The sequence below is a fragment of the Parazoarcus communis genome, assembly GCF_003111665.1.
Classification (GTDB): domain Bacteria; phylum Pseudomonadota; class Gammaproteobacteria; order Burkholderiales; family Rhodocyclaceae; genus Parazoarcus; species Parazoarcus communis_B.
The window spans coordinates 3894228-3908042 of the sequence record NZ_CP022188.1; the positions used below are offsets into that span (position 1 = coordinate 3894228).

The following is a 13815-nucleotide window of genomic DNA, read 5'->3' on the forward strand; positions in this document are numbered from 1 at the left end:
AGGGTCAGCGCCGTGGATCGAAGGCATCGCGAACCACGTCCGCGAACAGGTTGGCCGCAAGCACCAGCACGAACATGAAGGCGAACGCGGCAGCGAGAGACCACCAGACCATCGGCTCACGGGCGAGTTCGGCCCGCGCCATGTTGATCATGGTGCCGAAACTGATCGTTGTCGGGTCCACGCCAATTCCGACATAGGACAACACCGCTTCCGCGAGCACCAGTCCCGAGAAGTCCATGACCAGCGCAATCATCACGATATGCATGACATTGGGCAGGATGTGACGCCGCAGGATGGTCGCGGTGCTGGCGCCGAACGCACGTGCGGCCTGAACGTACTCCAGCTCACGAAGTTTCAGGGTCTCGCCGCGCAACAGTCTGCACAAGCCGGTCCAGCTCGTAATCCCGAGAATGAAACACAAGGCCAGCAAGCGCGCGTCCGAGCGTTCGGCCGCCGTTTCGAACCAGTCGGGGTGCGTGTCGATCACCACCTGCATCATCAGCACCGCCGCCGCGATCAGCAAGACCCCCGGGATCGCATTCAGAACCGTGTACAGATACTGAATGGCATCATCGACCCAGCCGCCCAGATACCCGGCTGCAATCCCGAGCGCAACCGCGAATGGCAGCATGACCAGCGTGGTGATGGTGCCGATGACGAGCGCAGTACGCACGCTCTTGAGCGACAGGTAGAGCACGTCCTGTCCCACCTTGTCGGTCCCGATCACGTGATAGAGCGGCGCAAGCACATAGGCCGCAGCCACCAGCAGCGAAATCAATGCTGTGGTAACCAGCGCAGCGCGCCACGCAAGCTTCGTGTGTCCGCAAAGGATGGCTCGCAGCGCATCCCCATAACGCCCCTGGCGTCCCCGCCCCACGACGAGGGTGAGCACCGTCAGCATTGCAAGCATCGCCATGCCGGCGTGACTCAGGATGGTCACAAGGTGCTGCGCCAGGTCAGCCGCAATCGAAGCCCCTTCGGGAAGGTGGCTGCCACCGTGCTCCAGGCGCGGGTAGATCCGGGTCTGCCCGCCGCCGGCGAGCTCAACCGTTTCACGCTGGTAAAGGCGGTCGGCGAAAGGGGCCGAGTAGGTTTTCTCGGTGCGCAGACGCAGGGGCGCCAATGCGTGGTCCAGCACGCTCAGCACTTCGGATGAGTAGATTGTTGCGGCGTCCGGCTGGCCCTCGACCGGCGGCAAGGCCGCACGGAAGTGCATGCTGTCGAGCAATCCGATCACGACGAACGCCATCAAAACGGTCATCGATGCCATTCCCGCCGGACGCTGCCCGACCTTGCGCCAGGCCGCGCGCAGCGGTTCGTGACGGCGGACATGGATGGTCATCAATAGCGCGCCAGCCACCAGCACAAAGAGCAGGAGATCGGTCCACAACAAAACGGGCTGAAATTCCATGGCTACTCCAGCCTTACACGCGGATCGACCAGCGTGTATGAAAGGTCAGTCAGGATCAGGCCGATGATGTAGAGCACCGACCCGATGAACACCATCGCGCGCACGACGGCAAAGTCCTGCGCGTTGATCGCATCGATGGTGTAGCTGCCGAGGCCGGGGATGGCGAAAAAGGACTCGACCAGCAGACTGCCCATGAAAAGCAGCGGGATGACCACGACAACGCCGGTGAGCACCGGGATCAGGGCGTTGCGCAGGACATGGCCGAACAGCACCCTGAGCTCGGACAAGCCCTTGGCGCGGGCGGTGCGCACGTAGTCCCGCGAAATCTCCTCGAGGAAGATGGTCCGGTACCAGCGCGCACTCGACCCCAGACCGGCGATCACACTGATGAGAACCGGCAGCACCAGGAAGCGGAAGGCGTCCAGTCCGCCTGCGTATCCCGAAATCGGCACCAGCGCCCACAGCTTGGACACAAGCCACTGCCCGCCGATGATGTAGAACAGGCTCGAGACCGACATCATTGCCACGCACAGCACCACGCCCCAGAAGTCGAGGTAGCTCGCGCGAAAGAAGACCAGCAGCAGGGCGAAGGTGATCGATGCAAACAGGCTCAGCAGGAAGGTCGGCAACGCAATGGCAAGCGAAGGCCCCATCCGGTCCAGAATCTCAGTGGCGATATCACGCCCGTCGTCTGCGCGCCCGAAATCGAGTGCGAACATGCGCAGCGACTTGTCGAAGAACAGGGTTTCGGTAATACGGGCCGTCCCGGTCTTCGTCTCGTTGATGAACATCGGCTTGTCGTAGCCGCGATCGACCTTCCAGCGCTCGATCGCCTCCGGGGTCGCGCGCTTGACGCCAATCTGCATTCGCGCCATGTCGTCCGGCGAGTTCACCACGAAGAAGAGCAGAAAGGTGATCAGATTCACCCCGATCAGGATCGGGATCGCGTACAACAACCGACGCAATACGTAGCCCAGCATCAGCGCGCCCCCCGCTTCACAGGCACATCCACCGCCGTGGCCCGTTCATGCCGCCGCCAATGCAGCAGCGCGGGCAGGATGATCAGCACCAGCAGCAGACCGACCACGGCGAGCGGCCAGCGCACAGGCCGGTTCCACTGCGCACGCGCCTGTTCGCGGGCTGCCACGTCCACTCGCTGGTACTTGAGCGTGTTGCGGACGATCGAACCCGGCTTGCGGTTGTACACCCAGCCATGCTGCAGCGAATAGGACTTGGGGTGAAAACCGAACAGCCACGGCGCATCGTGCTGCAGGATCGCGACCATGCGGTCAATGACGGCCTGCCGCGCAGCCCCGTCCGGCATCACCTTCATGCGGTCGAACAGGCGGTCGTACTCGGGGTTTAGGTAGTTCGATCCGTTCTGCCCCTGATAGCTGACCTTGCCCTGGGGGCCGTAAAGCAGGAACAGCAGGTTCTCGGGGTCGGGATAATCGGCGCTCCAGCCAAAGAAGAACAACTGCGCATTGCCCTGACGCACCTTGTCCTGGAAACGATTGTAATCGGTAGGGCGCACGATAAACTGCACACCAAGTTCGCGGAACTGCTTGGCCAGCCAGTCCGAGCGCGCCTTGTCACCAAGCCCGCCCGGGGTCGTGTCGAGATGGATGATCAGCGGCTCGCCGGTCTCCGCATTGCGCCCGTCCGGCCACCCCGCCTCCGCCAGCAGGCGTTTCGCTTCGTCACGGCTGCGGCGCACCGGCGCGCCGTCTTGCCAGGTGTAGACCACCGGGTTGATACCGGCTTCGCCCTCGCGCGCGCCGAACACGCCAGGCGGAATCGGATGCATCGCAGGCACACCGCGCCCGTTGAGAAAGATGGATACGAACTCTTCCATGTCGAGCGCGATCGAGATTGCCTGCCTCAGCTTGCGGGCGCGCTCGCGCGCAGCCGGCGAAGCATCCTTGCCACCACCGACAAGCGGATCAAGGAGATTGAATCCCAGGTAGAAGACCGCGGGCGATACCGAGGTCAGCAGCCTGATACCCTTCTGCTCCATGTCCTCGGACAGGTTCACTTCACCCTGGCTGGTCATTGTCACCGCCTGGTCGAAGTTGTCCGAGGACACGCCAGAAGCGTCGTAATAGCCCTGCAGAAACTTGTTCCAGTACGGAATGCCTTCGCGTTCGCGCGAGAACACGACCTTGTCGACAAAGGGTAGCGGCTTGCCGCAATCGGCCAGCAAACCCGCCTCGGCATCGCCTGCCTGACCTTCGCAAGGATAGCGATCGAGCCTGAAGTTGGGATTGCGGGCGAGCACCATGCGGGAATTTGGATTGTTTTCCACCAGCATGTAGGGCCCTGTACCCACCGGCCAGCGATCGAGCGACAGATTGCGCTCGGCCATGCCGGGCTGCCCGAAGAAGCGATCCACCTCGGGCGGAACAGGCCCGAAGAATGGCATGCTCAGCCAGTACAGGAACTGCGGGTAGACGCCCTTCAGACTGATCCGGTAGGTGTAGCGGTCGACCACCTCCACCCCGGCAAGCTCGAAATCCCCGACATCGATCCAGCCATCGGATGTTTTCCCGGCCTCGACCAGCTCGGCCTGAAGGGTCTTCAGGCCTGGCAGATACTCTGCGATCAGCTCGAAAATCGGCGAATGAAGATGGGGATCGGCCAGCCGCTTCAACTGATGCGCAAAATCTCCGGCCTCGAGCTCGCGCGTCCCGGTCTCGGCAAAATCGGATAGCGTGCGCACGCCACGCAACGCCGCATCGTCCAGCCCCATGTAGCGAGGTGCGCCACTCTCGTCACGGGCGAAAGCCGGATGAGGCTGATACATGATGCCCGGGCGGATACGAATCTCGACCACGCTCTTCGCCACCCTGGCCGGATCTGCATCGTTCTGCAGCTCGCGGCCGCCCGCGTCATAGAGACGCACACTGGGCACCGCCTCCGCCACGGCAGGCTCAAGCGTATAGGGACGTTTCAGGAAGTGATACTGCAGTGGGGGTTCGATGATCTGGTAGAGGAAGGTTGCTTCGTCCTCGCTGTAGGACTGCACCGGATCGAAATGCTTCGGCTGCTGGGTAAACGCCGTGTACAGGATGTTCTGGCCCCGTTCGGCCGCCGGGTAAGGATCGTTCAGCACGGGGCCGCAGCCTGCGGCAAGCGCACACAGCAGCGCTGCAAGGCCACGACGCCGTCTCCGGATCCAGGCCAGCGCCAATGGGATGATCGATCCTGAACTCACGTATGCCGGTCTCGTGCCATCAACTCAGAACGTAGCGCGCATCGGGCAGCATCGCTGGCGCAGGGGCCTCGCCCAGCATCTCGCGCAAACTGGCTTCGATGCCGGCGGTCATCGCGTCAAGCGGGAGGTCGTTGGGCATGTTTCCGAAAGGCTCCTCAATTTCGTCACTGAGCGCTTCAAGCGCAAAAAAGGTATAGGACACGAAGGCCACGACGACCGGCGTCATCAGCCCAATGGCGTCGACGAGCCCGAAGGGCAGCATCATGCAGTAAAGGTACACCGTACGGTGGAGGATGACCGAGTAGGTAAACGGCAAGGGCGTACTTGCAATCCGCTCACACCCGCCGAGCACATCGGAAAAACCGCCCAGAGGTGTTTCCATGCGCTGCGCGAGGATCGGGTCGATCTCGCCGCGCTCCCGTCGGTCACGCACCCATTCCGACAACCACAAGAGCACAAGATTTGGAGCGAAGCGGGCTGCAGCCAGTCTTTCGATGCGCTCCGGAGACATCAGCCCGTCGAGACCTTCCACCAGCGGGCGACCGCGCAACTGGTTTCGCAGCGTCCGCACGAACGCAATCTGGGTCAGCGCAAAGTCACGCACACCCTCGCCAGCACTGGTAAGCGTCAGCGCCTGCCGGGTCAGGTTACGCGCTTCGATCAGCAGCCGCCCCCACAGTTTGCGTGCTTCCCAGTAGCGGTCGTAACTGGCGTTGATGCGAAAACCGAGAAAGATTGCGAGTGCCACGCCCATCAGCGAAAACGGACTGGAGGTCAGCGTCACCTTCCAGTGAAACAACTGCCCGTGTGCCAGCACGACCACGGCGGCAAGGCCGGTGGTGAACAGCAACTGCGGAAAAATACGGTAAATGATGGAGCCGTGGCGAACGAACAACAGGTGAAGCCAGTGGGGACGAGGACGGACGATCACGATATATGGGGCGCACAGCCCGGTGGATGGGAGGTATACAGGCCCGATTCTGGCAGGTTTTCGACCTCAGGCGGCAACTCACTTGTAGCCGTTCTTATCCTTGAGATGCCCATCTCCCTTCCGCGAGGGCTGTTTTCGCTATAATCTCGCGTTCTGTCATTCGGAGTTTTGATTCCATGGGCTTTCTCGCCGGTAAACGGATCCTCATCACCGGGCTGCTTAGCAACCGTTCGATTGCTTACGGTATTGCCAAGGCCATGCATCGCGAAGGCGCACAACTCGCGTTCACCTACGTGAATGACCGTTTTCAGGACCGTGTCGCCAAACTCGCCGCAGATTTCGACAGCACGATGCTGTTTCCCTGTGATGTTCAGGACGACGAGCAGATCAATGATCTGTTCGTGCAACTGGGTGCGCAGTGGGACGGACTCGACGGGCTGGTGCACTCGATCGCCTTCGCGCCGAGCGATGCGCTCGAAGGTGACTTCCTCGACGGATTTACGCGCGAAGGCTTCCGCCTGTCGCAGGAAGTCAGCGCCTACAGCTTCCCCGCGCTGGCCAAGGCTGCGCGCCCGCTGATGAAGGGGCGTAATGGTGCCCTGCTCACGCTGTCCTATCTGGGCGCGGTTCGCACCATGCCGAACTACAACATCATGGGCCTTGCGAAAGCCAGTCTCGAAGCATCCGTGCGCTACATGGCGGTCTGCCTCGGACCTGAAGGCACGCGCGTGAATGGCATTTCGGCTGGTCCGATCAAGACGCTTGCGGCGTCGGGCATCGGCAGCTTCGGCAAGTTGTTGTCGTTCAACGAACACAACGCCCCGCTTCGTCGCAACGTGACCATCGAAGAAGTCGGCAACGCCGCGGCCTTCCTGTGTTCCGATCTGGCGAGCGGCATGACCGGCGAAATCATGTATGTGGACGCGGGGTTCAACACCACCGCCCTCGGCAACGCCGACCCGATGTAACACCGGGTGTGTGTCCGGTGCCAAGGCCCGGACACACACTCGCGCAATCGCGTTAAAAAGCCCGGTCGCAAATGCGCCGGGCTTTTTTTGTCTGCGCTCGATGCGCCACAGCCTGCCCCGTGCGCCCCTGGAATCACTTCGCGCTCGATGCCATCTCATCGCTGTGCGCGTCATCGTCCGTCCTGGCGAGACGCCGGCCGACTTCCACCACACCAGTCTCGCCCGGCCCTGAAACGAACAAGGGGCCAAGCGCCGGCAAGCGCTCAGCCCCCTGAAGGGACGATCCTTTGTATGGGCGGCAACTCACGCAGCCCCACGCCCCGACACCCGCGCCACTGAGCTGCGGGTACCGACGCGCCCGTTAGTTGGTCTGCACGGCTGGCAGATTGATTGCAACCTTGTAGCGCTGACGAAGCTCGGCAACCAGGCCGGCAAAATCACGTTCGGCAAGTACGCGCGAATACTGGCTCACCACAGCCGCAATCCGGGGGTCATCAGCCGCAAGCGTCGGCCGGTTGATCGAATCGATACGGTAAATCGAGTAGCCCTCGCCAAACTGGGCGACACCCGCATACGCCGGCAGCTTCGCGCTCGAGGCGGAAAACACCGCCTGCATTGCATTGCCAGGCAGCGCAGGAGCGCCGCGCTGCAGCTTGCGTGCGGCGATCCAGTCACCCTCGACCGACTCGCCCTTCTGCAGCGCCGCCAACGCGGCAGCACCGCGCTCGGCAGCCAGACGGCCCGCCTCTTCGGCAAGCAGCTGCTTCTCGATCGCGGACTTCACTTCATCCAGCGGCGGGCGCTGAGCGGCTTCGTAATCCGTGACACGGGCGGAGATCAGGGTATTGCCACCCACTTCGATCGCCTGCGTGTTGCGGTGATGCTTGACCGCGTCATCGGCAAACACGGCGTCGATCAGCTTTGCGTTACTGTACGGGCCCAGCGCTTGCGCATCACGGGGCACCCAGTCGGTCTTCTGAATCGGCAGCTTGAGCAGCTCGGCGACCGGCTTGAGGCTGTCAGCCTGCTCGTAGACCGTGTTCGAAAACTGCTCGGCCAGCTCCGCAAAACGGCGCCCAGCTGCCTGCTTGCTCAGCTCGGCCCGGAGCTCTTCGCGCACAGCGTCGAGCGGACGAGTGGTCGCCGCACGAATATCGCTGACCTGGATGATGTGAAAGCCGAAGTCGGAACGAACCACGTCGCCGATTTCACCCTTTGCCTGCGAGAAAGCGGCATCCTCGAAGGCCTGAACCATCATCCCGCGACCAAAGAAGCCCAGGTCGCCACCGCGCGACGACGAACCCGGATCCTGCGAAAACTCCGCCGCCAGTGCTTCGAATTGCTTCGGGTCCTTCTTCAGTCGGGCATGGATATCTTCAGCCTGGGCACGCGCCTTCTTCACTGTCTCTTCGTCGGCATCGGCCGCAACCTGAATCAGGATATGCCGTGCCTGACGCTCTTCCGGCTGACCGAAACGGCCGCGATTACCTTCGTAGAACGCCTTGATCTCTTCGTCGCTCACGCTGACCTGCTGCTGCAGTGCGGCTTCATCGAACACCACGTACTCGACCTTCACGCGGGCCGGGCGCTCGAAACTCGCGCCGTTGGCATCGTAGTATTTCTGCACCGCTTCATCGGTCAGCTTCACTTCGCTCGCAAAGCGGCTGACCGGGAACTTCAGCTCGCTGACTTCGCGCTCTTCAAGCTGCGCCGAGAGGAAGCGGGACGCCGAAGCGACGGCCGCGAACGAACCCTCACCCACAGGCAGGGCCAGTTGCTGAACGCGGACGTCCTGGGCCAGACGGGCTTCGAACATCGCGGGGGTCATCCCCTGTGCGCGCAACAGCGCCTCGTAACGCTCGAGCGAGAAGCGTCCGTCCTGCTGAAACGAAGGCACCTCGGAGATGGTCTGCTGCAACTGTGCTGGCGTCACCACCATGCGGTTCTCTGCCGCATAAAGGGCAAGCACCCGACGATTGACCAGGTTCTCGATCACGGCACGACGCAGCGCCTCGGATTCGAGCAGGCTGCGATCCACCGGACCATCCGAGGAATTGCGCAGGCGATCCTGCTGCTCGCGCAGCGCCTGGTCGAACTCCACCGCCATGATCGGCGAGCCACCGACTGATGCAACCTCGCCCCCGCCGGGTCCGTCCGTAAAGTACGAATCCAGGCCGAAAAAGGCGAAGGGAACGATAAGAAGGGCCAGAATGACCTGTGCGACGCGTGGGTTAGTGCGGACAGCCTCGAACATCTCGATTTCCGTGAAAACAAAAAAATTGGGTTGGCCAAAACCGGTAAGGCTTGCGCCAGAGGCGGGAGTGTAGCGCATCCTGGCCGATGGCTGACTGCGTGACAGCGGCCAGCCGCACTCACTCGAGGCCCGGCAGACGAAAATTGCTGTTGCGACCGGGTCGTGCTGGATGCTATCTTCCGCCACGTTGCGCGGGAGAGCACTCTCCCGTAGAGAGTCGCCGAAGGCGTAACCCCCCGGAATCGCTCAGGCAAAAGGACCGCGCACAGCATTGAAATTCTGGAGAGCGATGTGAGTTCGGGCGAATCCCGACTTGCACATCCACCGAAGGGGCACCCGGCACACCGTGCTGGAATCTCTCAGGTACAAGGGACAGATGGGGCGAACAGGCATCATGCCGGCTTCGCCCCTTTTTCGTTCACTTGCCCGGAGCCTCCATGAACGCACCCGTCAGACAGACCCCTCTTCACGCCACCCACGTCGCCGCAGGCGCACGCATGGTCGACTTTGCCGGCTGGGACATGCCGGTCAACTACGGCTCCCAGATCGAAGAGCACCATGCAGTCCGCCGCGACGCCGGCATGTTCGACGTTTCGCACATGCTGTCGCTCGATCTCGACGGTGCCGACGCCACCCCGTATCTGCGCGGCCTGCTCGCCAACGACGTGGCCAAGCTCAAGGAGCCGGGCAAGGCACTGTACTCGTGCATGCTCAATGAAAACGGTGGCGTGATCGACGACCTGATCGTCTATCGCCTGTCCGACACCACCTACCGCATCGTGGTCAATGCCGGTACCGCCGACAAGGACGTGGCCTGGATGCGCAAGCAGATTGCAACGACCGGCGCCAACGTCAGCCTCAATGCCCGCCGCGATCTGGCCATGATCGCAGTGCAGGGCCCGAACGCCCGCGAGAAGACCTGGCAGGCCCTGCCTGCGTTGCGTGCCGCGAGCGAGCCGCTCAAACCCTTCTCGGGCGCAGCCATCGGCGACATCTTTGTCGGGCGCACCGGCTACACCGGCGAAGACGGCTTCGAGATCGCACTGCCTGCCGACCAGGCCGCCGCAGCCTGGGTCGCCCTGACCGCGGCGGGCGTTGCCCCCTGCGGGCTGGGTGCGCGCGACACGCTGCGCCTCGAAGCGGGCATGAACCTCTACGGCCAGGACATGGACGAAGAGGTATCGCCCTTGAACGCAGGCCTGAGCTGGACCGTCGACTTCAAGGACGAATCGCGCAACTTCGTCGGCAAGGCAGCACTCGTCGCCGAGCCTGCCAGCCGTCGCGTGCTGGGCCTCATTCTTGAGGACAAGGGTGTGCTGCGCTCACACATGAAAGTCATGACGCCGTCCGGCGAAGGCGAAACCACAAGCGGCAGCTTCTCGCCGACGCTGGAAAAGTCGATTGCCTTCGCGCGTCTGCCGCTCGAAGTCGAAGCCGGCGATACGGTCGAAGTCGAAATTCGCGGCAAGCTGCTCAAGGCCCGTGCAGTGCGCCTGCCCTTCGCCCGCAACGGCAAGGCCGTCGCCTGATTTACGATTGCTGACCGGCCAGGTGCCGGCCAGCCACTCTCGCCATCATTCCGCAGTCCCTCGTTTCCGCCATTTCTTTTCGCATCGCGAACACATCCTGGAGATTTCCATGAGCAACGTCCCCGCCGAACTCAAGTACACCACCTCCCACGAATGGGTCCGCGTCGAAGCCGACGGCAGCCTGACCATCGGCGTCACCGACCACGCGCAGGAAGCGCTGGGCGACGTAGTCTTCCTCGAGTTGCCCGAAGCCGGTCGCCAGCTTGCAGCCAAGGAAGCCTGCGCAGTGATCGAGTCGGTCAAGGCCGCCTCCGACATCTACGCACCGGTCGCCGGTGAGGTCATCGCGGCCAACCAGGACGTTGCCGATGCCCCCGAGGGCGTCAATGCCGACGCTTACGGTGCCTGGCTGTTCAAGCTCAAGCCCGCCAATGCGGCCGATGTTGACGGCCTGCTCGACGCTGCCGGCTACACCGCCGAAACCGCTCAGTAAGACGCCTCGGCAGACACCTTACGGTGTCTGCCAGCCGCTCCGCACCACATTGCCAGCCGTATCCGACATGACCGACACCCTCCTCTCCGCCCCGCTTGCGCAGCTTGAGCAGCGCGATGCCTTCATCCATCGTCACATCGGCCCCAACGCCGACGAGATCTCTCAGATGTGTGCAGCCATCGGCGTCGCCGACGTCGATGCCCTCATCGACCAGACGGTTCCGGCCGCCATCCGTCTCAAGGTACCGCTGCCGCTGGCCGAGCCCCAGCCCGAGCATGTCGCGCTGGCAGTCCTGCGCAAGCTCGCGGAGAAAAACGTCGTCAAGCGTTCGATGATCGGCGCGGGCTACTACGGCACCCACACGCCCGCAGTGATCCTGCGCAACGTGATGGAGAACCCGGGCTGGTATACCGCCTACACCCCGTACCAGGCCGAGATCGCCCAGGGCCGTCTTGAGGCACTGCTGAACTATCAGCAGATGGTGATCGACCTCACCGGGCTGGAGCTGGCTAACGCCTCGCTGCTGGACGAAGCCACCGCCGCAGCCGAAGCCATGACCATGGCGCGCCGGGTGTCGAAGTCGAAATCCAACGCCTTCTTTGTCGATGCGGCCACCTTCCCGCAGACCATCGACGTGGTGCGCACCCGTGCGCATTTCTTCGGCTACGAACTCGTGTTCGGCGACGCGGCCAGCGCCGGCGAGCACGATGTGTTCGGCGCGCTGCTGCAGTACCCGAATGCTCATGGCGCAGTTGCTGACCTTGCGGCCCCTATCGCTGCACTGAAGGCGAAAGGTGCCGTCGTTGCCTTGGCCTCGGACCTGATGGCGCTGGTGCTGCTCAAGAGCCCGGGCTCGCTCGGCGCCGACATCGCGCTCGGCTCGGCCCAGCGTTTCGGCGTGCCGATGGGTTTCGGCGGCCCCCATGCCGCCTTCTTTGCCACCCGTGAGGCGCATGTGCGCTCGATGCCGGGCCGCATCATCGGCGTATCCAAGGACGCCCGTGGCAATACCGCGCTGCGCATGGCACTGCAGACCCGCGAACAGCACATCCGTCGCGAAAAGGCCAACTCCAACATCTGCACCTCGCAGGTGCTGCTGGCCAACATGGCCGGCTTCTACGCGGTCTACCATGGCCAGCAAGGGCTGAAGACCATTGCTGCGCGCATTCACCGCCACGCTGCCATCCTCGCCGAAGGCCTGCGTGCTGCCGGCTTCAAGCTCACAAGCGCAAGTTTCTTCGACACCATTGAAGTCGATACGGGTGTTCACACCGCGCAGATCCTGACCGCCGCAGACACCGCCGGTTACAACCTGCGTCATGCGTCGGCCACCTCGATCGGTGTATCGGTCGATGAAACCACGACCCGGGAAGACATTCAGACCGTGCTGGGCTGCTTCGGCGCCACCGCCAATGTCGACGCTCTCGACGTCAGCGTCGCACAGGCTGGCGGCGCCATCCCGGCCGGCCTGTTGCGCACGGACGCGGTGCTCTCGCACCCGGTGTTCAACACTCACCACACCGAACACGAGATGCTGCGCTACCTCAAGAAGCTGCAGAACCGCGACCTCGCGCTCGACCATTCGATGATCTCGCTCGGCTCCTGCACGATGAAGCTGAACGCCACCAGCGAGATGATTCCGGTGACCTGGCCGGAGTTTGCCAATCTGCACCCCTTCGCGCCGCGTGAACAGGCAACGGGCTACCTGCAGATGATCGAAGGGCTGGCCGACTACCTGCGCGCCGTGACCGGCTTTCCCGCAATCTGCATGCAGCCCAACTCGGGTGCGCAGGGCGAATACGCCGGTCTCGTCGCCATCGCCCGCTACCATGCCAGCCGTGGCGACATCCAGCGCAAGGTCTGCCTGATCCCGAAGTCGGCGCACGGCACCAACCCGGCCACCGCACAGATGTGCGGCATGAAGGTCGTAGTGGTGGATTGCGACGAGCGCGGCAACGTCGATGTGGAAGACCTGAAGGCGAAAGCGGCCCAGTACAGCAATGAACTTGCTGCGCTGATGATCACCTACCCGTCGACGCACGGCGTGTTCGAAGAGTCGATCCGCGAGATCTGCGCAGTGGTGCATGAAAATGGCGGCCAGGTGTACATGGACGGCGCCAACCTCAATGCGCAGGTCGGCCTCACCTCGCCCGCCTCCATCGGTGCCGATGTGTCGCACATGAACCTGCACAAGACCTTCTGCATCCCGCACGGCGGCGGCGGACCGGGCATGGGCCCGATCGGCCTGGCAGCGCACCTCGCACCCTTCATGGCCGACCACGTCGTTGCGCCCACCGGCAACGCCGACCGTCAGCACAAGGGCCAGGGCGCAGTCTCTGCCGCCCCCTTCGGCTCGGCCAGCATCCTGCCAATCTCGTGGATGTACATCGCGATGATGGGCGGCAGCGGCCTCAAGCGTGCGACTGAAGTGGCGATCCTGAACGCCAACTACCTCGCCAGCCGCCTCGGCGCGCATTACCCGGTGCTCTATACCGGCGGCAAGGGCCGCGTGGCGCACGAGTGCATTCTCGATATCCGCCCGATCAAGGCCGCGACCGGCATCACTGAAGTCGATATCGCCAAGCGTCTGATGGACTACGGTTTCCATGCACCGACGATGTCCTTCCCGGTCGCGGGAACGATCATGGTCGAGCCAACCGAATCCGAGGATCTGGCCGAGATCGACCGCTTCATCGACGCCATGATCGCGATTCGCGAGGAAGTGCGGCAGATCGAGAACGGCATCTGGCAGGCGGACAACAACCCGCTCAAGAACGCACCGCACACTCAGGCGGACATCATGGGTGACTGGGATCGTCCCTACACCCGCGAGCAGGCAGTCTTTCCGCTGGCCTGGGTAGCCGAGAACAAGTTCTGGCCGAGCGTCAATCGCATCGACGATGTGCATGGCGACCGCAATCTGTTCTGCGCCTGTGTGCCGATGAGCGACTACGCCGACTGAGCGCGGACTGAGCCCGCTTCCGGGTTAGAATCCACGCGCTTCGCAACGAAGCC

At 63.0% G+C, this 13815-nt stretch carries 9 protein-coding genes and 1 riboswitch; of the genes, 4 read left to right on the forward strand and 5 right to left on the reverse strand.

Going from position 1 to position 13815, the window contains the following annotated elements:
• Window positions 1-4: 4 nt before the first annotated feature.
• The 4 genes from CEW87_RS17810 to CEW87_RS17825 are packed head-to-tail and all read right to left on the reverse strand — an operon-like array spanning window position 5 to window position 5556.
• A complete protein-coding gene (locus CEW87_RS17810; RefSeq protein ID WP_108975138.1) occupies window positions 5-1411 on the reverse strand; it encodes an ABC transporter permease in 1407 nt (468 codons plus the stop codon).
• A gap of 2 nt (window positions 1412-1413) precedes the next feature.
• Window positions 1414-2391 (reverse strand): ABC transporter permease, encoded by a 978-nt coding sequence (locus tag CEW87_RS17815; protein WP_108975140.1) that lies wholly within the window; start codon window positions 2389-2391, stop codon window positions 1414-1416.
• Complete coding sequence (locus CEW87_RS17820; protein ID WP_108977336.1) at window positions 2391-4586, reverse strand: ABC transporter substrate-binding protein; 2196 nt, start codon at window positions 4584-4586, stop codon at window positions 2391-2393. Before CEW87_RS17820 ends, CEW87_RS17815 begins: the two co-directional genes overlap by 1 nt.
• 58 nt (window positions 4587-4644) lie before the next feature.
• A complete protein-coding gene (locus CEW87_RS17825) occupies window positions 4645-5556 on the reverse strand; it encodes a bestrophin family protein (RefSeq protein ID WP_108975142.1) in 912 nt (303 codons plus the stop codon).
• Window positions 5557-5732: 176 nt separating this feature from the next.
• On the opposite strand from CEW87_RS17825, the gene fabI reads away from it, so the two are divergent.
• Window positions 5733-6524, forward strand: a complete 792-nt coding sequence (gene fabI, locus CEW87_RS17830) for an enoyl-ACP reductase FabI (RefSeq protein ID WP_108948384.1) — start codon at window positions 5733-5735, stop codon at window positions 6522-6524.
• Between the two features lie 361 nt (window positions 6525-6885).
• Here the strand turns inward: fabI and CEW87_RS17835 are convergent, their stop codons facing one another.
• Window positions 6886-8778: a SurA N-terminal domain-containing protein gene (locus CEW87_RS17835; RefSeq protein ID WP_108977338.1), complete on the reverse strand. Its 1893-nt coding sequence runs from the start codon at window positions 8776-8778 to the stop codon at window positions 6886-6888.
• A 182-nt stretch (window positions 8779-8960) separates the two neighbouring features.
• A riboswitch (glycine riboswitch) is annotated at window positions 8961-9050 on the forward strand.
• Between the two features lie 165 nt (window positions 9051-9215).
• On the opposite strand from CEW87_RS17835, the gene gcvT reads away from it, so the two are divergent.
• The 3 genes from gcvT to gcvP all read left to right on the forward strand — a co-directional run bounded on the left by gcvT (window position 9216) and on the right by gcvP (window position 13762).
• Window positions 9216-10307: a glycine cleavage system aminomethyltransferase GcvT gene (gene gcvT, locus CEW87_RS17840; protein ID WP_108975144.1), complete on the forward strand. Its 1092-nt coding sequence runs from the start codon at window positions 9216-9218 to the stop codon at window positions 10305-10307.
• A 109-nt stretch (window positions 10308-10416) separates the two neighbouring features.
• The gene (gene gcvH, locus CEW87_RS17845; RefSeq protein WP_108977340.1) at window positions 10417-10800 is read left to right on the forward strand and encodes a glycine cleavage system protein GcvH; all 384 of its coding nucleotides are present in this window, start codon (window positions 10417-10419) and stop codon (window positions 10798-10800) included.
• Window positions 10801-10867: 67 nt separating this feature from the next.
• Window positions 10868-13762, forward strand: coding sequence for an aminomethyl-transferring glycine dehydrogenase (gcvP, locus tag CEW87_RS17850; RefSeq protein WP_108975146.1), 2895 nt, complete (start codon window positions 10868-10870; stop codon window positions 13760-13762).
• The last annotated feature ends 53 nt before the right edge of the window (window positions 13763-13815 follow it).

Coding starts and splice junctions, on each gene's coding strand:
- fabI (WP_108948384.1), top strand. CDS start 5,733: ATGGGCTTTCTCGCCGGTAAACGGATCCTCATCACCGGGCTGCTTAGC.
- gcvP (WP_108975146.1), top strand. CDS start 10,868: ATGACCGACACCCTCCTCTCCGCCCCGCTTGCGCAGCTTGAGCAGCGC.
- gcvH (WP_108977340.1), top strand. CDS start 10,417: ATGAGCAACGTCCCCGCCGAACTCAAGTACACCACCTCCCACGAATGG.
- CEW87_RS17815 (WP_108975140.1), bottom strand. CDS start 2,391: ATGCTGGGCTACGTATTGCGTCGGTTGTTGTACGCGATCCCGATCCTG.
- gcvT (WP_108975144.1), top strand. CDS start 9,216: ATGAACGCACCCGTCAGACAGACCCCTCTTCACGCCACCCACGTCGCC.
- CEW87_RS17810 (WP_108975138.1), bottom strand. CDS start 1,411: ATGGAATTTCAGCCCGTTTTGTTGTGGACCGATCTCCTGCTCTTTGTG.
- CEW87_RS17835 (WP_108977338.1), bottom strand. CDS start 8,778: ATGTTCGAGGCTGTCCGCACTAACCCACGCGTCGCACAGGTCATTCTG.